We start from the raw sequence: 22,184 nt of genomic DNA on the forward strand, positions 1-22,184 counted from the left end.
ACTGCGAATGATCAGTATTTATACTCATAACTCGAACCTCGAATCCCGAATCCCGAACCCCTCATAACTCATAACTCACAACTAATTATCAAATTAACCCCTTCCCAAATAAAAATTCTTTTGTAATATTGCAGTATGGAATTAAGTATAGGCGAAATGCTTTTGGTTGCCGTGGCAATCGTTGTGCTCTTCGGACCCGATAAACTGCCGCAGATTGCCCGCGACATGGGACAGGGCATCCGCAAGATGCGCGGTGCCATGGAAGATGTGAAAACTGAGATCATGAAGGAAACCGACAATCCGCTTTCTGAGATCAAGAAGGAGATCGAAAAGGTAAAACAGTCGGCGATGGATTTTCAGGCAGAGGATGCCGCCCGGAAAAATACCACTTCGGAACCGGCAAGTCCTAAGATCAGCCTTGCCGAAAACGATGATCACGAAGGACCTGTAACCCGTTGAGGTGATGGAGGAGATCATTCAGGCAGACCGGCAGGCATTTCTCTTTCTCAACGGACTGGGAAGTGAGGCTTTTGATCCCTTCTGGATCCTGATGTCGGGAAAGTGGTTCTGGATTCCGCTCTATGTCATTTTCCTCTACCTGCTCATCAAAAAATTCAAACCGAAGTCCATTATCTTCATCCTGATTTTCATTGCACTTGGCATTACGGTCTCGGACCAGTTGGCCGGTGTTTTCAAATATGGAGTAGCCCGGTTAAGGCCCTGCCACGATCCGGTCTTGGAACCTTTGATGCGGATCGTCAACTGTGGCGGGTCTTTCGGCTTTTACTCTTCCCACGCCTCGAACACTTTTTTTATTGCGAGTTTCCTCAGTTTTCTTTTAAAAGGGAAATACCGCTGGCTGCCGTACTTCCTCTTTATATGGGCTGCGGTGGTCGCCTACAGCCGGATTTATCTGGGCGTGCATTTCCCGCTCGATGTTTTAATGGGAGCGGCAATGGGCTTCCTGCTTGGCGGTCTTTTCTCGAACCTTACGCTGAAAGTCATTAACAAACAAAATAAAACGTCATGAAAAAACAGCTCTATTTTCTTTCTTTCGTGTTTTTGTATGCAGCAGGATATGCCCAGGATGGGGTGAAAACCGCGGACGAGTGTTTTAAAAAAGGGGACTTCAAATGTGCCGAGATACAGTACAAAGCCCTCGCCGAAAAAGAACAGATCCAGAAATTCAAATCCAACTATTACAACAGTCTGGGCACCGCACAGCGCCGGCTCGGCAAAACTTCTTTGGCTTTTAAGTCGTATGAGCAGGCCATGGTATCTGATCCGATGTCCGTAACCTCTTACCTCAACCTCGGATCGATGCATTCGCAGAAGGGAAGCAAAGCCAAAGCTTTGGAATACCTGAACAAAGGCCTTCAGATCGATGCCGAAAATGCAGAGCTCTACCTCACGCGTTCCAAAGTATATGAAGACCAGGGCAACAAAGAGCTTGCGGAAAAAGACCTGAATACGATCCTGACCTTTGCGCCGGAAAACATCTTCGCCCGCACCAACCTCGCCAATCTGAAGAAGAAAAAAGGCGACCTGGAAGGTTCCTTGAAAGATTTCAACCAGCTTATTTCCGAGAAACCTGAATCACTGCTCTACAACAGCCGTGCTGATGTGTATTTAAAACTCAAGAAAAACAAAGAAGCCCTCCCTGACGCCAACAAGGCCATAGCCCTGGATGCGAAATTTTCCCAGGCCTATGTCACCAAAGCCCTCATTCTTTTCGACATGGGAAAAAAGGACCATGAAGCCTGCGCCACTCTGGACAAAGCGGTAGCCACCGGTTTTGAAAAAGGGCTGCTTACGGAACTCTACAAAAAATGTGAGACAAAATAAAGGATCAGTCGTTGTGATAGGGTTTTCCCTGTAGAATCTGGTCGGCGCGGTACAGCTGTTCAGCAAAGAAAAGCCGGATCATCTGGTGCGTAAAGGTCATTTTGGAGAGCGACATCTTTTCGTTTGCCCGCTCGTAAATCTCTTCGGAAAAACCGTAGGCACCGCCAATAAAGAAGGCCACCTTTTTTACGGATGAGTTCATCCAGTGTTCGATTTTCCCCGCAAATTCACGGCTCGTGTACTGTTTGCCCTTTTCGTCGAGAAGCACGATGAGATCAGAATTCTCACAGGTCTGAAGGAAGAGTTTGCCTTCTTCTTTTTTCAGAAGGTCAGGAGAGAGGTTTTTTGCCTGCTTCACGTCGGGGATTTCAGTGATCTCGAAATTCCAGTGCTTTGGCAGGCGGCTCCGGTAATAGCTGACCCGCTCAGCGATTTCTTTGTCATCCGTTTTTCCGATGCATACCAAATTGATTCTCATTTCTTATCTTTGTTCTGCAAATATAGATGAATGCCCATAAAGACCCCCCGATTCCTCCTGAAAATTCACGCATATCTCGATGAGATGCACATTCCCGTTCTCGGCATCTCGCTCTGGGAGATGTTCGAAATTTATGGGAAAGGCGTGTTCAAGATGCAGATCGGGCGAATGGCTGCCAGTATTTCCTGGAGCTTTTTTCTGAGTCTGTTCCCCTTCATTCTTTTCCTGCTCTCGCTGCTGCCTTACCTGCCGCACTATGATAAGCTGCAGTTCTATATTTTCGAGGTGCTCATGGGGAATATTTTCCCGTCGCACATCCAGAAAGATGTCACGGGTTATATCCAGACATCCATTATTCCGAACATCAGCAACATCAGTACGGTCACGATTGCTTTCGCATTGGTAGTTGCGACGAACGGAACCCACTCCCTCATCAACGGTTTCAACCTGAATACCGACTTAAAAAGGGGTGCTGTAAAGGAGTATCTTGTGGCCTTCGTCATTACAATTGCATTCATTGCCCTGATTATAGGCTCTTTACTCGGAGTGTATTACAGCGAGGTGGTACTGAAGCTCTTTACCCCGCAGGTGAATATGTCGTGGTTTGTTAAAAACCTGACGAGTATTATCAGTTTTATTTCGTTTCCGATCTTTTACTTTCTGCTGCTTTCCCTCTTTTACTGGGTAGGCTGCCTGAAAATTACGTCATGGAAACAGGCATTTCCGGGTGCTATTCTCACCACGATACTTTTTATTCTTCTTGCATATATCTTTGCCATATATGTACGGGATTTTGCCCGCTACAACGTGCTGTACGGATCCATTGGATCCATTATGCTGCTGATGGTATGGGTAAACGTAAACATCATCCTCATTCTTTTGGGAAATGAACTGAATATCGCCATTAAAAAAGTACGGGTAGATAAGCTTATTGCCGACGAAATGCGCGCCAACATCAGCAACTTCAAGCCGGAATTACTGCCTAATACGGATGATTTGACGGATGATTCGCATACCGTTACAGTAGAGCGCTGATCAGTATTCTTCGTCTGAGCCCAGAACAGTTTTGTCTTTTGCAGCGTAGCGCAGAAGAGCGTACCCTGAAAACCCTGCGATAGCCGATGCCACCAGAACAGCGAATTTTGCTTCAGCCTGAATCTCAACATTTTCTTTGAAAGACAGCAGTGCAATAAAAATCGACATGGTAAAACCGATTCCGGCTAAAAGACCCGCGCCCAACATTTGAGACCACGAACTTTTATGCGGAAGGCTGCTGATTTTGAGGCGGATAAATATATACGAGAAGACATTAATTCCCACAATCTTCCCGACTACCAGTCCTAAAATAATCCCGTAACCAAAGGTTGTGAACAGCCCGTCGACCATTCCGGAATGAAAGGTGATATTCGTATTGGCCAGCGCAAATATGGGCATGATCAGAAAGTTTACAGGGAAATGCAGCTTTCCTTCCATCTTTTCGAGTGGGGAAATTTCCGTCGTGGATTTGTTGGTAGGTACGGTAAAAGCCAGCAAAACGCCTGCAATGGTGGCGTGTACCCCCGAATGGTGCATAAAATACCAGAGGAAAATCCCCGGAATGAGATAAAAATACTGCCGCTTCACGTTGAAATAGTTCATCGCGATCAGAAGCAGTACCATTACCGCACTTAATCCCATATATTCCCAGTGAATCTGATCGGTATAAAAAATGCCGATCACCACAATCGCTCCCAGATCATCAACAATGGCGAGTGCCGCAAGAAAAATCTTTAAAGACAAAGGCACCATTTTCCCCAACATGGAGATGATGGCAAGAGAAAAGGCAATGTCAGTAGCCATCGGGATTGCCCAGCCATTGATATAATCGGTTCCCTGATTGAAAAGATAAAAGATAAGCGCCGGAAAAAGCATTCCGCCGATAGCTGCGACTACAGGCAGCGAGGCATTTCTGAAACTCGACAATTCTCCTTCAATTATCTCGCGCTTGATTTCCAGGCCCACCAGCAGAAAAAATACCGCCATTAAGCCATCATTGATCCAGACGCTTATGGAATAGTTCAGATGAAAAAGATCGGTACCGGTCTTTTGGTCAAGAAGATTCTGAAAACTTTCCGCCAGCGACGAATTGGCGATCAGTAAGGAAATAAGGACACACACGATGAGCAGAATGCCCGAAGACTGCGAACTGTGAAAGAAATTTCTGAAATATTGAGTGATGGTCATATTCATAGCCTTTTTACTTTGGAAACTCCGTTAATGGTCGTAAGCTGTTTAAAGGTTTCTTCGAGTTGGTTTTTATTTTTCACCTCCAGATTAATGGTTCCGGTAAATATGCCGTCATTGGATTCAATGGTCATGCTCTTCATATCGATACTCATCGAGTTGCTGATGACCTGTGTGATATCGTTGATCATTCCCATACGGTCCAGACCTTCAATCTCGATTTTCACACGGTTTTTAAAGCTTTCCTCATTTACCCATTTGGCCGGCATTACCCTGTAATCGTACTGTGCGCGGAGGTTAATGGCGTTTGGACAGCTTTCATTATGCACTTTGATGCCGTCTGAAATCGTGATAAATCCGAAAATCTTGTCTCCGGGAATCACGGTGCAGCATTTTGCGTAGGAATAATTCAGTTTTTCTTCTTCTTTCCCGAATACGATCATGTTAAGATCCGTCTCCGGCGTCTCGGTGAAGACCTCATTTTTATTCGGTGATTTCCTGAATCGCTGAAGCAGGTTTCCGAAAATCCCTTTGCCTTCTGTATACTTTTTAATGTCTCCAATGTCCAGATTCCCGTTCTGGAAACTCAGAAAAAGTTCCTGCGAGGTCTTGAGATTGAAGAACTTCTGCATTTTGTTGATCTCTTCATCATTGAAGTTCAGTTTCGCATGGCGCATTTTACGCTGCAAAATCTCTTTGCCTTCTTCCACCAAATGGTTCTTTTCCGAATTCAGGATGGCTTTGATCTTCGATTTGGCTTTGGAAGTCACGACAAAATCGAGCCAGTCGGATTTCGGTTTCTGGTTCTGAGAAGAGAGAATATCCACCTGATCGCCGTTCTGCAAAACATAGGAAATCGGAACGAGTTTGCCATTCACCTTCGCGCCGAGACACTTCGTTCCAAGATCGGAATGGACAGAAAACGCAAAATCCAAAGCAGTGGAACCCGTCGGGAGAATCTTGATTTCTCCTTTAGGAGTAAATACGAAAACCTCTTTCGAATAAAGGTTAAGTTTAATATTGTCTAAAAGTTCGGTTGTCGATAGAGATTGTTGACTTTCAAGGACTTCTCGGATTTGAATAACCCACTGCTCGAAGTTCCGCTCATCGGTACTTTTATTAAAACCTTCTTTGTATTTATAATGGGCAGCTACCCCTTTTTCTGCAATATCATCCATCCTTTCAGACCTGATCTGTACTTCGATCCATTTATTGTCGGGTCCGAGAACAGTGAGATGCAGACTTTCGTAACCAGTAGAGCGGGGTTGCGAAATCCAGTCGCGCATCCGCGACGGGTTGCTGTGGTAAAGATCGGTAACGATGGAGTAGATTTTCCAGGCAAGGAATTTCTCGTTTTTAGCATCCGATTTATAAATGATCCGGATGGCATAATTGTCATATACTTCTTCGAAACTTACACCCTGTTTGAGCATTTTCCTGTAAATGGAGGAAATGGCTTTCGCCCTTCCTTTGATGGTAAAATTAAGGCCTTCCTCATGAAGCTGTTCCGAAACTTCTTTTTTGAATTCCTCTACATACTTTTCGCGGCTTTCTTCTGCAAGTTCCAGTTTTGCGACGATATCAAAATACACTTCCGGATTGTTGTATTTCAGGGATAGATCTTCCAGTTCGGATTTGATGTTGTAGAGTCCTAGCCGGTGCGCCAGAGGTGCATAAATATACACGGTTTCCGATGCGATTTTCATCTGCTTGTCGGGCGCCATGCTTTCCAGTGTCCGCATATTGTGAAGGCGGTCCGCAATTTTGATCAGAATCACACGGAAATCTTCAGACAGGGTAAGAAGCAGCTTTCGGTAATTTTCAGACTGAATCGAGATGTTCTGGTGGTTCATCACCGAGATTTTCGTGAGTCCGTTTACAATTCCCGCAATCTTTTTTCCGAAGATTTTAACCAGGTCTTCATAGGTGTATTCCGAATCTTCTATAACATCGTGAAGCAGGGCACAGGCAATGGAAGTGGCACCCAAACCGATTTCGTTGGCTACAATTTTGGCCACTTCAATCGGATGATAAATATAAGGTTCGCCCGATTTCCTGCGCTGGTCCTTATGAGCATCGAGCGCAATATCAAAAGCCTTCCTGATGAGTTTATTGTGTTCCTCATCAAGAGTTCTGTAGGTATTTGAAATCAGATCTTTGTACCGTGCGAGTATTTCCTTATTTTCTTTTTCTATATCGTACACCATCGCCATAACGCTTTATTTCAGACGAAAATACGAAAAATACCCGAGTTTTGAAGTATGGTAAGGGATCTAAAAAACAAAAATCTGCGCAATACACAGATTTAACATCAATATTTTAAAATTTGACTTCAGAGTTCATTCCCTCCCGGTAGTGATCATGGTGTTTGATCGTAACCGGCGAGAAAATCTGCTGTTTGGAATGGATGGAAATGATTTTCTTCAGATCTTCTGCATTCTCAATAATTCCGTCGAAGGAATACGTATGATCAACGCCGTGAAACCGGAAAATGTTCACGGCCATTTCCAGATCGTAGGAATCCGAAACCGGAGTGCAGACCATTAACGGATGATTGTCCTGATCCTGAACAATAATGTTCGAAGGCTTGAAACCTGCAATCTGCAGGCTGTTGGATGCTTTCCGGACCTTGTCCTTTCCCTGAAAAAATCCAACAAAACTGGTCGTTTTCATATCATTTTTCTTTTTAATTGGTTGTAACAAAGTTTACGTTTATTTATCGGAATACGCAAGAAAATCATCGGAAATTTATCGAATTTTTAACGGTTAAAGATGGTTTGCTGAAATATTTAAATCCGATTGTTCATAATTTCCTCAACAATCTCCGGATTCAGGAGGGTAGAAGTATCCCCGAAATTCTTCAGATCTCCTTCCGCAATTTTCCTTAAAATTCTCCTCATGATTTTCCCCGATCGGGTTTTTGGAAGTGCAGAAACAAACTGAATTTTCTCAAGTTTTGCAATGGGTCCAATGGTATCACTGATGACCTGGTTGATTTCTTTTCTCACATTTTCGCGGTCACGGCTTTCGCCTGAATCTTTCAGAATGACAAAGCCGTACAGCGCGCTCCCTTTAATGTCATGCGGATAACCGACAATTGCGGATTCGGCCACGGCAGGATGCTGGTTAATGCTGTCTTCGATAGGGGCTGTTCCAAGATTGTGACCGGAAACAATAATCACGTCATCAACCCGTCCTGTGATCCGGTAATAGCCCACTTCATCGCGCAAAGCCCCGTCACCGGTGAAATATTTTCCCGGAAAAGCCGAGAAATAAGTCTCTTTATACCGCTGATGGTCGCCCCAGATCGTTCTGGCAATTCCCGGCCACGGAAAACGGATGCACAGATTTCCGTCTACCTGATTTCCGGTGATTTCATTACGCTTGTCATCCATCAAAACAGGCTGGATTCCCGGCAGGGGAAGGGTAGCGTAAGTAGGTTTTGTCGGCGTTACAAAAGGGATCGGCGAAATCATGATGCCGCCGGTTTCGGTTTGCCACCAGGTATCCACGACTGGGCATTTTTTCTTCCCAACATGGTCGTTATACCAATGCCATGCTTCTTCATTGATCGGCTCTCCAACGGAGCCGATGACCCTTAAACTGGAAAGATCATGTTTCTCGACCCATTCATAGGATTCTTTTGCTAAAGAGCGTATCGCGGTTGGAGCCGTGTAAAACTGCGTGACTTTATGTTTTTCAATAATTTCCCAAAAACGGTCTGGTTCCGGATAGGTCGGAATGCCTTCAAAAATAACAGTTGTCGCCCCGTTTGCCAGTGGACCATACAGAATATACGAATGTCCTGTAATCCATCCCAGATCTGCCGTACACCAGTAAATATCATTTTCTCTATAATTAAAAACATTTTTGAAAGTGTAGGCCGTGTATACCATATAACCGGCGCTGGTGTGCAACATTCCCTTCGGTTTTCCCGTAGAACCGGAAGTGTAGAGGATGAAAAGCGGATCTTCTGCATCCATAATCACTGAGACAAAATCGGTTGGCGCTTTTTCATAAAGGGGTTCGAGCCATAAATCGCGGCCTTCCTTCGTTGTTACTTCACCACCGGTTCTTTTTACGACGAGTACATTTTTTACGGTTGGACAATTTTCCACTGCTTCATCAATGATCCCTTTCAGATCAATCGCTTTGCTGCCGCGGTAACTGCCGTCTGAGCAGATGATGAGTTTTGCCCCGCAGTCATTCACGCGTGAAGTCACGGCAGAAGCCGAAAATCCTGCAAAAATCACCGAATGAACTGCCCCAAGTCTCGCGCATGCCAACATCGCTACCGCCAGTTCCGGAATCATGGGCAAATAAATGCAGACCCGGTCGCCTTTTTCGATGCCAAGATCGCGAAGGACATTCGCCATTTTACAGACCCTGTCCCGAAGTTCAGAATAGGAAATATGCTGTGCTTCCTCTTTCGGGTCGTTGGGTTCCCAAATAATAGCGGTCTTTTCGCCCCGGCTGTTCAGATGCCGGTCGATACAGTTTTTGGTAATGTTGAGTTTTGCGTTTTTAAACCATTTTATTTTGGCTTCGTGCATATCATATTCCACGACTTTGCTCCATCTCTGGTACCACACAAAATTTTCATCGGCGACTTTATCCCAGAATTTCTTCGGGTTCTTGATGGATTTTTTATACTGTTTGAAATAATCGGGAAGAGTATCAATAAAATAGTTTTTCATGTCAGCGTTTTCTTTGTTAAATTTAATTATAAATTTCAATCTTAGAGCAATGGTTTTTAAATTATCATACAATTTTGATGATCAGTTTTGAGATTTAAAATAAATTTCTATCTTTGCACCTAATGAAAAGAACATTTCCATTAGACGTGATACAGATAGGCAGAAATGCCGATTTCAGCAATATTTATTTTATTTAACGAAGCCATTTTGGCTTCGTTTTTTTTTGATTTTAAGTGAACGACTATGCTTACAACCACCGATTTAACTGCAGAAAAAATTTACAGTCTGTTAAAGACTGCCGATGAATTTTCAAAGGGAAAAGTTTTGAAAGCCCAAAATGAAATTTATGTTTCAAATCTTTTTTTTGAAGATAGTACGCGTACCAAAACGAGTTTCGATGTTGCAGAAAGAAAATTAGGGCTGCACGTAGTGCCTTTTGATGTAACGTCGAGTTCTGTAAATAAAGGGGAGTCCTTATATGATACGGTCAAAACACTTGAAAGTGTAGGAATAAACCTGGTCGTGATCCGACATCAAAAAGACCGGTTTTATGATGATTTAAAAAAAATAGATATTCCGGTGATCAACGGCGGCGATGGGACGGGAAATCACCCTTCCCAGTGTCTGCTGGATCTGATGACCATTCACCAGGAATTCGGAAAATTCGAAGGTCTGAAAGTGGGAATCGTTGGCGATGTAAAGCACAGCAGAGTGGCCAATTCCAATGCTGAAGCCTTAAGGAAACTGGGCGCTAAAGTATACTTTTCAGGACCTGAAAAATGGTTCGATGAGGGAACCATCATCAACGGAACTTACCGTTCTCTGGATAATCTGATTAAAGAAGTGGACGTGCTGATGCTGCTCAGAATCCAGCATGAGAGACATGGCGAAAAAATGAAGATCTCTCTGGAAACCTACCATAACAAATATGGTTTGACCAAAGAACGTGAAAAAATCATGAAAAAAGAGGCCATCATTATGCATCCGGCACCGATTAACAGAGGAGTGGAAATTGATGATGAACTCGTGGAATGCAGCCGTTCCCGAATTTTTAAACAGATGGAAAACGGAGTTTTTGCCCGAATGGCCATTCTGAAAGATGTCCTCGAAGAAAAAGGGTTTGAGTTTAAATAACAGACATCAGATATTAGACATCAGATCTATTCAAATTAAAACAATAACTATTTTTCAGTCTGAAATCTGATATCTCAAGTCTGAAATCTAACAAAATAAAATGAAAAAGAAATTAATATTAGAATCCGGTGAAGTATTCCATGGTGAGGGTTTCGGAGCCAATCTGGAGACAGATGGTGAAGTGGTCTTCAATACAGGAATGACCGGCTATCAGGAACTTATTTCCGACCCGTCCTATTGCGGACAGATCGTGTGCATGACCTATCCTTTGATCGGGAATTACGGCATCAACCGCGACGATTATGAGAGCATTGAACCTGCAATCAAAGGTTTAATTGTAAAGGAACTCTGCGATTTCCCATCGAATTTCCGGAACCAGTTGACTTTGCATGAATTTTTTCAGAAAAAGAAACTTTCAGGAATCTCCGGAATCGACACGAGAAGACTTACAAGGGTTTTGCGGAGCAAAGGAGTGGTGAAAGGAAAAATAGTGGATGATAATTCAAACGAAAATTCAGTCATTGAAAATTTAAAAAACACCGTTTTTCCAATCAATCAGGTCGAACAGGTTTCCACAAAAACGGCGTATGCAAGTCCGGGAAGAGGATTGAAAGTGGTTCTGGTGGATTTCGGTTCCAAACTCGGAATCTTGCGGGAACTTACCCAACGCGACTGTGATGTTACGGTCGTTTCACAGGATGTGACGGCGGAAGAAATTTTGCTGATGGATCCCGATGGGATTATGCTTTCCAACGGTCCCGGTGATCCGGAAGATGTGAAAGGCGCGTCTGAACTCATCAACGGTCTGCTCGGAAAAGTACCGATTTTTGGAATCTGTTTGGGACATCAGCTTATCGGTTTGGCTTGCGGGGCAAAAACCTTCAAACTGAAGTTCGGTCACCGCGGCGGAAACCATCCTGTTCTGGATTTAAAGAACAACAAAGTGGCCATTACTTCCCAGAATCATGGTTACGCCGTAGATCAGGACTCACTGAAAGATACCGATCTGGAAGAAACACACATCGCCCTGAACGACCGTACCAACGAAGGCTTGAAACATAAAATTCATCCGTGTTTCTCAGTTCAGTACCACCCGGAAGCCAGCCCGGGTCCGGAAGACGCCAATTATCTGTTTGATGAATTTATTGAGCTGATGGAGGATTTTAAAACAGCAGATGTCAGATAGTAGACATCAGATTACAGAAAAAACAACTGTGAAGTAAGAAATAAATGTACAATTTTGAAAATTTTCTGTCAGGAACTAATGCTTTCGCAAAGAATTGAAAATAATCTACTAAAACAGTCTTGAATCTTGGTTCTAGACTCTTGAATCTATAAAAATGAAAAGAAACGACATAAAAACAATCCTCGTTATCGGGTCCGGGCCGATCATCATCGGTCAGGCTGCTGAATTCGATTACGCAGGAACTCAGGCCTGTTTGGCACTGCGAGAAGAAGGATATAAGGTGATTCTGATCAATTCAAATCCCGCCACCATCATGACCGACGTTGAAATTGCCGACAAAGTGTATATCGAGCCGATTTCCCTTCCGTTTGTGAGCCATATCATCAGAAAAGAAAGGCCGGATGCGCTCTTACCCACTCTGGGCGGTCAAACCGGACTCAACATGGCGGTGGAATTGCAGAACTCCGGAATTCTGGAGGAATGCAAAGTGGAAGTTCTAGGAACCAAACTTTCCGCTATCAATCAGGCGGAAGACCGCGATTTGTTCCGCGAACTCATGAGGGAACTTAATGAACCGGTTCCGGATTCCGATATTGTGAATACCGTTCAGGGTGCTTTGGAATTTGCCCAGAACATCGGTTATCCGGTGATCGTCCGTCCTGCCTTTACAATGGGCGGAACCGGTGGCGGAATCGCTGCCAATGAAGAGGAACTGAAAGAAATTGCCAGTTTCGGTCTCAAATATTCACCCGTAACCCAGTGTCTGATCGAGAAATCCATTGCCGGATTCAAAGAAATTGAGTACGAAGTGATGCGCGACAAAAACGATAATGCAATCGTGGTCTGCAACATGGAAAATATCGATCCGGTCGGAATTCACACCGGAGATTCCATTGTAGTGGCACCGTCGCAGACTTTATCGGACCGCGAATACCAGATGCTGAGAAATGCATCGTTAAAAATTATCCGTGCACTCGGAATTGAGGGCGGCTGTAACGTTCAGCTGGCTTTAGATCCAAACTCTTTTGATTACTACATTATTGAAGTGAATCCGCGGGTTTCCCGGTCTTCGGCTCTGGCGAGTAAAGCAACGGGTTATCCGATTGCGAAAATTGCGGCAAAAATTGCGGTGGGTTTAACGTTGGATGAAATTATGAATCCGGTTACAGGGAAGACTTACGCTTGTTTTGAACCTGCTTTGGATTATGTTGTGACGAAATTTCCAAGATTTCCTTTTGATAAATTCGAGACTGCAGACCGCCGGCTTTCCACCCAAATGAAAGCCACGGGTGAAGTGATGGCCATCGGAAGAAATTTTGAGGAATCGTTGCAGAAAGCCATCCGTTCTCTGGAAACCGGTTTAAGACATATCGGTCTGAAATCCAAGCAGGCAGAAGAGCTGACCGACGAAGAAATTGAAAGAAGAATACGTGTGTGCGATGACGAAAGGTTATTCATCATTGGTGATGCTTTGCGGAGAGGCTACGACTGGGAAAAAATTGTGGAATGGAGCAAGATCGATAAATTCTTTATCTGGAAAATCAAAAAACTGATTGATTTTGAAAAAGTCATTGCCGAAAACAAATTCGATACTGAGATATTGCTGAAAGCGAAAAAACTCGGTTTTTCAGATTTCAGCATCGCCCATTTATGGGATTCAAGCCAAAAAGAAATTTTTGAGTTCAGAAGAACCAACGCTGTGATGCCGGTTTATAAAATGGTGGATACCTGTGCTGCCGAGTTCGAAAGTGAAACGCCGTATTTCTACGGAACGTATGAAGAAGAAAACGAAAGCGTTCCTTCAGACCGCGAAAAAATCATCGTTCTGGGTTCCGGACCCATCAGAATCGGGCAGGGTGTTGAGTTTGATTATGCGACGGTACACTCGGTTTGGGCAATTAAAGAAATGGGTTACGAAGCTATCATCATCAACAACAATCCGGAAACGGTTTCCACCGATTTCTCGATTTCAGACAAACTTTATTTCGAGCCTTTAACTGAAGAAGATGTGATGAACATCATCGAACTCGAAAAACCAAAAGGCGTTGTGGTACAGTTCGGCGGGCAAACAGCCATTAATCTGGCAGATAAACTGGCGGCACACGGCGTAAAGATTTTGGGAACTTCGTTGGAAGACCTTGATCGTGCCGAAAACCGAAATAAATTTGAAGCCGCCCTTCAGGAACTCGGAATTCCACAGCCTTTGGGAAAAACCTGCTTCACGAAAGAGGAAGCTTTGGTTATCGCCAACGAAATCGGATTCCCGGTATTGGTTCGTCCGAGTTATGTTTTGGGCGGAAGAGCCATGGAAATTGTGTACGACGAGAAAGAACTCGATTATTATATGACGAATGCGGTGAAGGAAAATTCGGAGCATCCGATCCTCATCGACCGTTATTTGACCGGAAAAGAAGTGGAAGTAGATGCCATTTCTGATGGCGAGACCGTTGTAATTCCGGGAATCATGGAACATATCGAAAGGGCAGGAGTGCATTCCGGCGACTCCATCGCGGTGTATCCGCCGCAGAATATTGACCAGAGACAGATCGATATGCTCGTTGATTATACCGAAAGGCTGGCAAAAGGCTTGAATGTCATCGGTCTGATGAATATTCAGTATGTTTTGTACGAAGGGGAGGTGTATGTGATTGAGGTAAATCCGCGATCGAGCAGAACCGTACCTTTCCTTTCAAAAATTACCGAAATCCCGATGGCCAATCTCGCTACGAAAGTGATTCTCGGTCAAAAGTTGAAAGATCTGGGCTATAAAAACGGCCTGGCTCCTGTGAAGGAGGGGATTTTTGTAAAAGTTCCGGTATTTTCTTTCTCCAAATTAACGAAAGTGGATATCTCGCTCGGTCCGGAAATGAAATCCACTGGAGAAGTGATGGGCAAAGACACGACGCTCGAAAAAGCGCTTTACAAAGGCCTCATCGGTTCCGGAAGAAAAATGCCGCTGCACGGCGCCATCCTTTTCACCGTTGCCGATAAACACAAAGAAGAAGCCTGTGAACTTGCCAGACGTTTTCAGGAAATTGGTTTTAAAATCTGGGCGACCGAAGGAACAGCGAATTATTTTCAGGAACACGGCGTCAGAACCAAAATCGGTTACAAAATCGAGGAAAACCCGGAAATCAATCTGATTGATCTCATCCAGAAAGGAAAGGTACAGTATATTGTGAACACAATGACGAAAGGGAAGCAGTCGGAAAGAGACGGTTTCCAGATCCGAAGAACTTCTGTCGAGAACGGCGTTCCATGTCTGACTTCAATGGATACCGTGGAAGCGATTCTGAAAGTGATTGAAAGTATGAGTTTCAAGATGGAAAAAATGTAGAATATTCATCTGTAAATGCAAAAACGCGCCGAAAGGCGCGTTTTTGCATTTTTAAATCTGTTGGTTATATCTCACCCATTACATACATTTCCTCCATCGTTGGAGTAGGATTACCTCCTTTTTTCTCCAGTGTTATGGCAAAAGCCTGTGCGTTACTCACTGATTTCATGGCCTGAATGGTGGAATCGCTTTCTGTTTCATACATTCCCATATCCACAGGTTTACCATTTACGATGGCCCAAAGCTGATACTGTTTTCCTTCCGGAGCTTCCGGCAGGTTTTTGATGTCCAGATAAACTTTGTTGGATTGATCCCAATACACTTCAGCCAAAAGATCCGGATGTGTTTCCACACCTTTCAGCGGGATCTTTCTTGAATTTTTGAGCACGGTATTGATTTCTTCCAGAGATGAAATTTTACCTGTTAATTCGGTATTGTTTTTCGCAAAATCTTCAATCTGCTGATTTTTTAAATTTACTTCATAACCCAGCCACCCCACCACAAGTATTGCAGCTGCAGATGCGACCTTCATCCACGTTGGGTAATGACTTTTTTCTGAAACAAGAGTCCGGTGTTTTGAAATTGGAATTATCGGAGTCTCCTCTTTAGAGCTGGATTCGGCATTTCCGAACTGTATTTTTTTAAGAATTTCTGCTTTCAAATGAGACGGCGGTTTAACTGCCTGCTCCGTGGCTAGATGTTCCAGGGTCTGCTGCGCTTCGAAAACTGCATTTCTTACTTCAACATTATTTTTCATCACACATTCCAGAATAGAAGATTCCTCCGCGGAGAGAATTCCCATGGTGTAAGCTTCGATAACGCCTGATGATATGTATGTTTTAATATCCAACTTAATTAATAATAAAAAATAACAGAATTACTTTATAATTCTCAAGAATTTTTGCGAGTTCCAAAAGGGCAGCTCTGGTTCTTGTTTTTACTGTTCCCAAAGGAATTCCAAGTTCACTGGAAATTTCTTCCTGTGTAAATCCTTCAAAATATCCTTTGTTAATGACATTTCTATAATCTTCTCTTAAAGTGTTCACTGCATTCTGCACTTCATTGAATTCGTGTTTCTGTTCTGTTGAAAGCTTCTCACTCTCATTTACGAAATCGGGAATGCTTTGGTTTTGCAGGTCGTTCTGGAAAGATTTTGATTTTAGCCGGTCGATGGCAGAATTTCTGGCGATATTCAGCATCCAGGTATATAGCGATGCTTTGTTTTCATCAAAGGTGGAGAAGGAATTCCAGATTTTCACAAAAGTATCCTGTAAAACTTCATTGGACTCTTCCTGATAATGCAGCACCCGGAGAATTACACCGTACAGTGCACCGGAATAATGCTCATAAAGGTAATTAAAACCGGCTTCGTCCTTACTTCTCAGTAAAGATAAAAGCTGTTCCGGCGAAAGTTGACCTTTTTTCAATATCATTATTCGGTTCCAAAAATAGTTTTTTTTTCGTTATAAAAATCCAAATCACAGGTGGATTCGTAAATATTTTAAAACCCAACACTTTAAAACATGAAAAAATTAATTAAAATGTCGGTCTTTATTGTTTTTGGTGCCGGTATTTTTCAAAATATCGATGCCCAGAAAATTCAGACCGTGAACGGAAAAAAGATTGTCAATCCTTATTACTCCAGAACCGACACCCGCATTTTGAAAGTTCAGAATGCTGCCTGGAAAAAAGTCCTGAACGCTGATTTATATGCCGTTTCGAGGCTAAACGATACTGAACGAGCCTTTTCCGGAAAATATAATAATTTCTCGGGAATTGGAACTTACTATTGTGCAGCCTGCGGAAATGCGCTCTTCCGTTCTGATGCTAAATTTTCCACAACTTGCGGCTGGCCGAGTTTTTTTGAAACCATACGTCCGAAATCGGTCATCTATAAAACCGACAATACTTATGACATGGAAAGAACGGAAGTGCGCTGCGGAAGATGTGATGCGCATCTTGGCCATGTATTCGATGACGGTCCGAAACCAACCCGAAAAAGATTCTGCATGAATTCGGTATCATTGGAATTTGAACCTATAAAAAAATCAAAATAAATCAAGAAAATAAATCCGAAAAACAATCTGCTTCGTAAATGATGGTAAGACAAAACATTAATCAATAACATTAAATTTCGCTATTATGAATCTCTTCAAAATTTCAGCTACAGCCTTGGCGTTTACAATGACGGTGGCAATCGGAACTCAGGCAAATGCACAGAACATTGCCAAAAAACAGAAAACCGTAATGGTCGGAGGCGCTGCAATGTACCCAACGAAAAATATCGTGGAAAATGCAGTGAATTCGAAAGACCATACCACATTGGTTGCAGCAGTGAAGGCCGCAGGTTTGGTGGAAACATTACAAAGCGAAGGACCTTTTACAGTTTTAGCTCCTACGAATGCAGCATTCAGTAAACTGCCTGAAGGAACCGTAGAGATGCTGGTTAAGCCCGAAAACAAAGCTATGCTTACCAAAATTTTGACTTATCATGTGATTCCGGGGAAAATCTCAGCAAAAGACCTTTGGATGTGGACCAAAAAGAATGGCGGAAAATATACAGCAGAATCAGTGGAAGGCGAAAAATTAACATTCTGGACGAAAGGAAATGATTTGTATGTGACCGACGCAAAAAATAACTCAGCAAAAATTACAATAGCAGACGTGAATCAGTCAAACGGAGTGATACACGTGATTGATACCGTCTTGATGCCTTAGTTTTCATGGTTTTTAGTTTTTAATGTGGGCCGCTTGATTTTTTAATTAAGCGGCTTTTTTATTAATATCCAAAAGACTCATTCTTCCAATATGAATAAAATCCCTATATTTAAAACCGCTATAACTAAATCTTATCTTAAAAAATTCAATTAAAAATGAAGAAATTATTATTTACTGCACTACTCACGATGTCTATTTCCGCTTATTCCCAATATACGCTTCCGGCCGCCAGTCCGCGTCAAAAGGTGGAACAGCAGTTTTCCATGACCAAGTTAACTGTTGATTACGGAAGACCGGGGGTAAAAGGAAGAAAAATATTCGGAGAATTGGTGCCATTCGGTAAAGTTTGGCGCGCTGGCGCGAATGCTGCAACAAAAATTACTTTTGACCAGTCCGTGAATTTTGGCGGAAAAACAGTTCCCGCCGGAACCTACGGCTTGTTTGTTATTCCCCAGGAAAAGGAATGGAAAGTGATTCTGAACAAAGATGCGCAACAGTGGGGCGCGTACAGCTTTGATGAAAAACTGAATGTTCTGGAGGTGACCGTTCCGGTTCAGAAACTGTCAGAAAAACAGGAATGGTTTGAAATGGAGATCAATCCCGTTGATGACGGCGCTGCTGATCTTGTTATGAAATGGGATTTTACCAAAGTAGCTATTCCTGTAAAAACCGGAAAGCCTGAAACGGTATCAAAAATTGTTGAAAAACTGAAAGAAATCAAACAGATCGAAACAGCAAAATAAAAAGGTGAACTTCGGTTCACTTTTTTTTTTGAAAAATACTTGTCCGTTTTTCGGTTGCAAAGGTTTTCAAACAGAATTAATTTTGCCTTAAATTTACAACATGGAACTTTCAAATGACATCATGTATAAGGCTTCAGTCGATAAAAATCCTGATTTTGAAGGCGTTTTCTGGATGGGCGTAAAAACCACCGGTATTTTCTGCCGTCCTATTTGCCGTGCCCGAAAACCAAAACCGGAAAATGTGGAATTTTTTTCAACAACGAAAGCCGCCATCCTGAAAGGTTACCGCCCGTGCAAAGTCTGCAGACCGCTGGAAAATCCTGATGAAACACCACCGTATATTCAGCAGATCCTGGAAGAACTGCGCGAAGATCCTTCTCTTAAATTTAAAGATTTCGATCTCGTAAAACGCGGAATTGAACCCGCAACGATGAGAAGATGGTTCCAGAAAAACCACGGAATGACTTTCCAGAGTTTTCAGCGGATGTTCCGGCTCAATACGGCTTTTAAAAAACTGCAGCAGGGAGAAAATGTGATCGAAACGGCTTACAATTCGGGATTTGAAAGTTTAAGCGGTTTCAGCGAAAGTTTTAAAAACATCTTCGGCGTTTCTCCGAAAAATTCCAAAACGCACCGCATTATCGATTTGAAAAGAATTGAAACTCCCCTCGGAACTATGTATGCCGCAGCATTGGAGGAAGGAATCTGCATGCTGGAATTTACAGACCGTAAAATGCTGGAAACAGAGTTTAAAGATCTGGCAAAATCGCTGAATGCTACGATTGTTCAGGGCGAAAATCCACATTTCAAAAAGCTGGAGAAGGAACTGGACTTATATTTTGACGGAAAACTGAGGGAATTTACGGTTCCTTTGGCTCCTGTCGGAACTGAATTTCAGAAAAGTGTCTGGAAAATCCTGCAGCAAATCCCATACGGCGAAACCTGGAATTACCGGAAACAATCTGAACTTCTGGGCGATGCAAAAAAAGTGCGTGCTGTAGCCAATGCGAACGGAATGAACAAAATATCCATACTGATTCCGTGCCACCGGGTAATCGGCAGCAACGGGACTTTAACCGGTTACGGAGGCGGGATCTGGCGGAAACAGAAACTGCTGGAACTGGAAAAAGCCATTTTATTTTAATATTTTAACTAAGAATACCTAACAGAAGGGATGTTTGGTGAGTCAAAGACAAAATTATAATGAAAAAATTCAAAATTCAAAAATCGCCTTTTGTTGTTCCTACGAATGACGGGAAACTGATCGAAGAAATCTGGGGGAACTCCACCGGAAACACCAATATTTCTGTCGCGCACATGATCGCGCCGCCGGATTGGAGCGAACCGCATCAGACGCCCGAATTCGATGAAATCACCTACATCATCAAAGGAAAAAAACAGTTTGAAATTGATGGAGAAACCCTTGTTCTGGAAGCCGGGCAAAGCATTTTAATTGAAAAAGGCGCCAGAATCCGCTACAGCAATCCTTTTGAAGAATCCTGCGAATATCTGGCGATCTGTCTGCCGGCTTTTTCGATGGATCTGGTGAACCGGGAAGAGAAATAACCTGTTTTTGTTTTTAAAAATTCAGGCCCAAACTTCGGAGTTCCTTTTCCAGATCGGTGTCTTCTGTAGTATGAACGGTTACAAATCCAAGGCTTTCAGCGACTTCAATATTTTTCGGATTATCGTCGATGAAGACCGATTCTTGGGGAATCAGTTCATATCTTTCCAGCAGGACTTCCCAGATTTTCGGGTCGGGTTTGATGAGTTTCTCACTTCCTGAAACCACGATTCTGCCTTTGAAAGCATTGAAAAAATCATAATTTTCCAGGGCGTACGGAAAAGTCTCTGCCGACCAGTTCGTGAGGCCGAAGAGTTCATATTCCGACGCTTCCAGTTTTCTTAAAACTTCAACATTTTGAGGGATATCTGATTTCAGCATCGTGGTCCAGTTGTCGTAGTAAGCGCGCAGTTCCTTTTCCCATTCCGGAAATTTCGCGATCTGTAGGGCGGTTCCTTCAGCCAAAGTGCGGCCGCGGTCCTGTTCCGCATTCCATTCATCTTCAGCGATGTGTTTCAGGAAGTATTCCATTTTTTCATCGTCATTGAAATAATCTCTGAAAAAATAGCGCGGATTCCAGTCCATGACCACACCTCCGAAGTCGAAAATAATATTTTTTAGCGGTGCAGAAGGGCTCATACTTAAATCTGTATTGGGAGTACTCATATGAATTCGTTTTATAATTGATGTTAAAAAATCTTTCTGAAACAACTAAAATTCCGGCTTGCTGAATGTATAGGAGTTGTCATTAAATTTCGCAAAAATATGCTGCAGGCCGTTGCTTAGAATGATTTCTTCGGCACCGATGATGGAATTATATCGCGCCATCTGTTCAAAAGTTTTTTCAGTAAGCTTAATCTTCGGCGCTTTGCATTCTACAAGAATTTTAGGAACTGTTTTTTCCGTCACCAACAGGTCAATTCTCTTTGTGGTTCCGTTCAGTTCCAGCTTTTTTTCAAGGACTAAAGAAGATAAATTCCGGCCTTTTCGAAAATGGAAATAATGCACCCAATGCTGGCGTACCCATTCTTCAGGCGTAAGCAGGAGCCAGGTTTTCCGGACCAGATCATAAATAAAAAACTTATCTTTGTCACTCCTGATTTGGAAATCAAAAGTATGCTCAAAATTCAGTTCCGGAAGTTGCATTTATGAAAGAATTAGATTTAATCCTCAAAAATATTAAAAATAAAGAGTTTCTGCCCATTTATTTTTTCCACGGCGAAGAGCCGTATTTTATGGATGCAGCCGTTAAATCTTTTGAAAATGATGTATTGACAGAAGATGAGAAGGCCTTTAACCAAACCGTAGTGTACGGAAAAGACACCACCTTCAGCGAAGTGCTTTCGCTCGCCAGACAGTTTCCGATGATGGGAGACAGACAGGTGATCATCCTGAAAGAAGCTCAGGAAATCCGCATGACCGATAAAGAGGCGGAAGCGCTGAAAATCTACGCTGAAAATCCCGTGGATTCTACGCTTTTGGTTATTGCCCACAAATACAAAAAAGCCGATTCCCGTAAAAGCTTTGCAAAGATCCTTTCGAAAAATAAAATGCTTTTTGTAAGCGATAAACTGAAGGATTACGAAGTCCCGAAATGGATCGATCAGGAACTCAGAACTACAGGTTTGAAAGCTAAACCCAATATTCCGGCGCTGCTTTCCGAATATCTCGGAACCGATCTTTCCCGAATCTCGAATGAACTGAACAAACTCAGAATGATCCTGAAAGACGGGGAAATCCTGGACGAAAAAATCATCGAAACCCATATCGGGATCAGCAAGGATTTCAATGTTTTTGAACTCATCAAAGCTCTTGGCAGGAAAGATGAAGCCAACGCGTTTAAAATTGCGCATTTCATCGGCAAATCCCCGAAAAATAATCCGTTCGTGATGATGATCGGGAATCTGTATAACTTTTTTTCGAATCTTATCATTTACCACACCTCCGTCGGACAGTCGCCGCAAACAATGGCTGCCGCCATGGGCATCAATCCATATTTTATAAAAGATTTTGCTGAAGCCGCCCGATTCTACAATTTAAAACACTGCACAAGGATCATCTCGATTCTGCGCGAAATCGACCTTAAAAACAAAGGTCTCGGTGCTGTGAATACCGACGAGAGTGAACTCCTCACAGAAATGGTGTTCAAAATCCTGAATGTGGACCAGTACAAAGTAAAAACGTAAGGCCGCAATCGAAAAAATTCATCATAAATTCATTTCTCATCCAAAATAAATAACGATTTTTGAAAACTAAAAA

General features: G+C 42.9%; 22 protein-coding genes. 13 read left to right on the forward strand and 9 right to left on the reverse strand.

Annotated features, from left to right (window positions below; genetic code table 11):
• Positions 1-135 precede the first annotated feature (135 nt).
• The 3 genes from FUA25_RS02270 to FUA25_RS02280 are packed head-to-tail and all read left to right on the forward strand — an operon-like array spanning position 136 to position 1,845.
• A complete protein-coding gene (locus FUA25_RS02270; protein ID WP_147755277.1) occupies positions 136-459 on the forward strand; it encodes a twin-arginine translocase TatA/TatE family subunit in 324 nt (107 codons plus the stop codon).
• A 4-nt stretch (positions 460-463) separates the two neighbouring features.
• Entirely contained in the window at positions 464-1,030 is a 567-nt protein-coding gene (locus FUA25_RS02275; RefSeq protein ID WP_147755278.1) for a phosphatase PAP2 family protein, read from the forward strand.
• On the forward strand, positions 1,027-1,845 hold the full coding sequence (locus tag FUA25_RS02280; protein WP_147755279.1) for a tetratricopeptide repeat protein: 819 nt from the start codon (positions 1,027-1,029) through the stop codon (positions 1,843-1,845). The genes FUA25_RS02275 and FUA25_RS02280 overlap by 4 nt, the downstream gene beginning before the upstream one ends.
• Positions 1,846-1,849: 4 nt before the next feature.
• Here FUA25_RS02280 and rlmH read toward each other — a convergent pair whose 3' ends face one another.
• Complete coding sequence (rlmH, locus tag FUA25_RS02285) at positions 1,850-2,323, reverse strand: 23S rRNA (pseudouridine(1915)-N(3))-methyltransferase RlmH (RefSeq protein WP_147755280.1); 474 nt, start codon at positions 2,321-2,323, stop codon at positions 1,850-1,852.
• 30 nt (positions 2,324-2,353) lie between these two features.
• Between rlmH and FUA25_RS02290 the strand changes: the two genes are divergently transcribed.
• Positions 2,354-3,358 (forward strand): YihY/virulence factor BrkB family protein, encoded by a 1,005-nt coding sequence (locus FUA25_RS02290; RefSeq protein ID WP_147755281.1) that lies wholly within the window; start codon positions 2,354-2,356, stop codon positions 3,356-3,358.
• Here the strand turns inward: FUA25_RS02290 and nhaA are convergent, their stop codons facing one another.
• The 4 genes from nhaA to acs form a co-directional block, all read right to left on the reverse strand.
• Complete coding sequence (nhaA, locus tag FUA25_RS02295; protein ID WP_147755282.1) at positions 3,359-4,546, reverse strand: Na+/H+ antiporter NhaA; 1,188 nt, start codon at positions 4,544-4,546, stop codon at positions 3,359-3,361.
• A gap of 2 nt (positions 4,547-4,548) precedes the next feature.
• Entirely contained in the window at positions 4,549-6,753 is a 2,205-nt protein-coding gene (locus FUA25_RS02300) for a RelA/SpoT family protein (RefSeq protein WP_147755673.1), read from the reverse strand.
• A gap of 112 nt (positions 6,754-6,865) precedes the next feature.
• On the reverse strand, positions 6,866-7,219 hold the full coding sequence (locus tag FUA25_RS02305) for a hypothetical protein (protein ID WP_147755283.1): 354 nt from the start codon (positions 7,217-7,219) through the stop codon (positions 6,866-6,868).
• Between the two features lie 116 nt (positions 7,220-7,335).
• The gene (gene acs / locus FUA25_RS02310) at positions 7,336-9,243 is read right to left on the reverse strand and encodes an acetate--CoA ligase (RefSeq protein ID WP_147755284.1); all 1,908 of its coding nucleotides are present in this window, start codon (positions 9,241-9,243) and stop codon (positions 7,336-7,338) included.
• 243 nt (positions 9,244-9,486) lie between these two features.
• Here acs and FUA25_RS02315 point away from each other — a divergent pair, with 243 nt between their 5' ends.
• The 3 genes from FUA25_RS02315 (at position 9,487) to carB (ending at position 14,900) form a co-directional block, all read left to right on the forward strand.
• Complete coding sequence (locus FUA25_RS02315; protein WP_147755285.1) at positions 9,487-10,377, forward strand: aspartate carbamoyltransferase catalytic subunit; 891 nt, start codon at positions 9,487-9,489, stop codon at positions 10,375-10,377.
• A gap of 100 nt (positions 10,378-10,477) precedes the next feature.
• Positions 10,478-11,563 carry a carbamoyl phosphate synthase small subunit gene (locus FUA25_RS02320; RefSeq protein ID WP_147755286.1) on the forward strand — a complete coding sequence of 362 codons (1,086 nt, stop codon included), beginning with the start codon at positions 10,478-10,480 and terminating at the stop codon, positions 11,561-11,563.
• A 154-nt stretch (positions 11,564-11,717) separates the two neighbouring features.
• Positions 11,718-14,900, forward strand: coding sequence for a carbamoyl-phosphate synthase large subunit (carB, locus tag FUA25_RS02325; protein WP_147755287.1), 3,183 nt, complete (start codon positions 11,718-11,720; stop codon positions 14,898-14,900).
• A 64-nt stretch (positions 14,901-14,964) separates the two neighbouring features.
• On the opposite strand, the gene FUA25_RS02330 is transcribed toward carB, so the two are convergent.
• Together FUA25_RS02330 and FUA25_RS02335 are read right to left on the reverse strand one after the other, a co-directional pair.
• Positions 14,965-15,702, reverse strand: coding sequence for an anti-sigma factor domain-containing protein (locus FUA25_RS02330; RefSeq protein ID WP_228411620.1), 738 nt, complete (start codon positions 15,700-15,702; stop codon positions 14,965-14,967).
• Positions 15,703-15,751: 49 nt separating this feature from the next.
• Positions 15,752-16,327: an RNA polymerase sigma factor gene (locus FUA25_RS02335; protein WP_228411621.1), complete on the reverse strand. Its 576-nt coding sequence runs from the start codon at positions 16,325-16,327 to the stop codon at positions 15,752-15,754.
• Between the two features lie 96 nt (positions 16,328-16,423).
• On the opposite strand from FUA25_RS02335, the gene msrB reads away from it, so the two are divergent.
• The 5 genes from msrB to FUA25_RS02360 all read left to right on the forward strand — a co-directional run bounded on the left by msrB (position 16,424) and on the right by FUA25_RS02360 (position 19,927).
• Positions 16,424-16,957, forward strand: a complete 534-nt coding sequence (msrB, locus tag FUA25_RS02340) for a peptide-methionine (R)-S-oxide reductase MsrB (RefSeq protein ID WP_147755290.1) — start codon at positions 16,424-16,426, stop codon at positions 16,955-16,957.
• Positions 16,958-17,084: 127 nt separating this feature from the next.
• The gene (locus tag FUA25_RS02345) at positions 17,085-17,618 is read left to right on the forward strand and encodes a fasciclin domain-containing protein (RefSeq protein WP_147755674.1); all 534 of its coding nucleotides are present in this window, start codon (positions 17,085-17,087) and stop codon (positions 17,616-17,618) included.
• Positions 17,619-17,773: 155 nt separating this feature from the next.
• Positions 17,774-18,361 carry a DUF2911 domain-containing protein gene (locus FUA25_RS02350; RefSeq protein ID WP_147755291.1) on the forward strand — a complete coding sequence of 196 codons (588 nt, stop codon included), beginning with the start codon at positions 17,774-17,776 and terminating at the stop codon, positions 18,359-18,361.
• 100 nt (positions 18,362-18,461) lie between these two features.
• Entirely contained in the window at positions 18,462-19,505 is a 1,044-nt protein-coding gene (locus tag FUA25_RS13410; RefSeq protein WP_147755292.1) for a bifunctional transcriptional activator/DNA repair enzyme AdaA, read from the forward strand.
• A 59-nt stretch (positions 19,506-19,564) separates the two neighbouring features.
• Positions 19,565-19,927, forward strand: coding sequence for a cupin domain-containing protein (locus FUA25_RS02360; RefSeq protein WP_147755293.1), 363 nt, complete (start codon positions 19,565-19,567; stop codon positions 19,925-19,927).
• A gap of 13 nt (positions 19,928-19,940) precedes the next feature.
• On the opposite strand, the gene FUA25_RS02365 is transcribed toward FUA25_RS02360, so the two are convergent.
• On the reverse strand, positions 19,941-20,591 hold the full coding sequence (locus FUA25_RS02365) for an HAD family hydrolase (RefSeq protein WP_228411622.1): 651 nt from the start codon (positions 20,589-20,591) through the stop codon (positions 19,941-19,943).
• Positions 20,592-20,636: 45 nt separating this feature from the next.
• Positions 20,637-21,071 (reverse strand): type I restriction enzyme HsdR N-terminal domain-containing protein, encoded by a 435-nt coding sequence (locus tag FUA25_RS02370; protein WP_147755294.1) that lies wholly within the window; start codon positions 21,069-21,071, stop codon positions 20,637-20,639.
• Between the two features lie 2 nt (positions 21,072-21,073).
• On the opposite strand from FUA25_RS02370, the gene holA reads away from it, so the two are divergent.
• Entirely contained in the window at positions 21,074-22,111 is a 1,038-nt protein-coding gene (gene holA, locus FUA25_RS02375) for a DNA polymerase III subunit delta (RefSeq protein ID WP_147755295.1), read from the forward strand.
• Positions 22,112-22,184 lie beyond the last annotated feature (73 nt).

The sequence above is a fragment of the Chryseobacterium sp. genome, from assembly GCF_008014695.1.
In the GTDB taxonomy this organism is placed as follows: Bacteria; Bacteroidota; Bacteroidia; order Flavobacteriales; family Weeksellaceae; genus Kaistella.

What these genes read in the sequence shown, in the direction of transcription:
- FUA25_RS02280 (WP_147755279.1), top strand. Translation starts at nt 1,027, where the DNA reads ATGAAAAAACAGCTCTATTTTCTTTCTTTCGTGTTTTTGTATGCAGCA.
- FUA25_RS02320 (WP_147755286.1), top strand. Translation starts at nt 10,478, where the DNA reads ATGAAAAAGAAATTAATATTAGAATCCGGTGAAGTATTCCATGGTGAG.
- FUA25_RS13410 (WP_147755292.1), top strand. Translation starts at nt 18,462, where the DNA reads ATGGAACTTTCAAATGACATCATGTATAAGGCTTCAGTCGATAAAAAT.
- FUA25_RS02315 (WP_147755285.1), top strand. Translation starts at nt 9,487, where the DNA reads ATGCTTACAACCACCGATTTAACTGCAGAAAAAATTTACAGTCTGTTA.
- FUA25_RS02370 (WP_147755294.1), bottom strand. Translation starts at nt 21,071, where the DNA reads ATGCAACTTCCGGAACTGAATTTTGAGCATACTTTTGATTTCCAAATC.
- FUA25_RS02365 (WP_228411622.1), bottom strand. Translation starts at nt 20,591, where the DNA reads ATGAGTACTCCCAATACAGATTTAAGTATGAGCCCTTCTGCACCGCTA.
- FUA25_RS02290 (WP_147755281.1), top strand. Translation starts at nt 2,354, where the DNA reads ATGCCCATAAAGACCCCCCGATTCCTCCTGAAAATTCACGCATATCTC.
- acs (WP_147755284.1), bottom strand. Translation starts at nt 9,243, where the DNA reads ATGAAAAACTATTTTATTGATACTCTTCCCGATTATTTCAAACAGTAT.
- nhaA (WP_147755282.1), bottom strand. Translation starts at nt 4,546, where the DNA reads ATGACCATCACTCAATATTTCAGAAATTTCTTTCACAGTTCGCAGTCT.
- FUA25_RS02330 (WP_228411620.1), bottom strand. Translation starts at nt 15,702, where the DNA reads ATGGGAATTCTCTCCGCGGAGGAATCTTCTATTCTGGAATGTGTGATG.
- rlmH (WP_147755280.1), bottom strand. Translation starts at nt 2,323, where the DNA reads ATGAGAATCAATTTGGTATGCATCGGAAAAACGGATGACAAAGAAATC.
- FUA25_RS02345 (WP_147755674.1), top strand. Translation starts at nt 17,085, where the DNA reads ATGACGGTGGCAATCGGAACTCAGGCAAATGCACAGAACATTGCCAAA.
- FUA25_RS02305 (WP_147755283.1), bottom strand. Translation starts at nt 7,219, where the DNA reads ATGAAAACGACCAGTTTTGTTGGATTTTTTCAGGGAAAGGACAAGGTC.
- carB (WP_147755287.1), top strand. Translation starts at nt 11,718, where the DNA reads ATGAAAAGAAACGACATAAAAACAATCCTCGTTATCGGGTCCGGGCCG.
- holA (WP_147755295.1), top strand. Translation starts at nt 21,074, where the DNA reads ATGAAAGAATTAGATTTAATCCTCAAAAATATTAAAAATAAAGAGTTT.
- FUA25_RS02270 (WP_147755277.1), top strand. Translation starts at nt 136, where the DNA reads ATGGAATTAAGTATAGGCGAAATGCTTTTGGTTGCCGTGGCAATCGTT.
- FUA25_RS02360 (WP_147755293.1), top strand. Translation starts at nt 19,565, where the DNA reads ATGAAAAAATTCAAAATTCAAAAATCGCCTTTTGTTGTTCCTACGAAT.
- msrB (WP_147755290.1), top strand. Translation starts at nt 16,424, where the DNA reads ATGAAAAAATTAATTAAAATGTCGGTCTTTATTGTTTTTGGTGCCGGT.
- FUA25_RS02300 (WP_147755673.1), bottom strand. Translation starts at nt 6,753, where the DNA reads ATGGTGTACGATATAGAAAAAGAAAATAAGGAAATACTCGCACGGTAC.
- FUA25_RS02275 (WP_147755278.1), top strand. Translation starts at nt 464, where the DNA reads ATGGAGGAGATCATTCAGGCAGACCGGCAGGCATTTCTCTTTCTCAAC.
- FUA25_RS02350 (WP_147755291.1), top strand. Translation starts at nt 17,774, where the DNA reads ATGAAGAAATTATTATTTACTGCACTACTCACGATGTCTATTTCCGCT.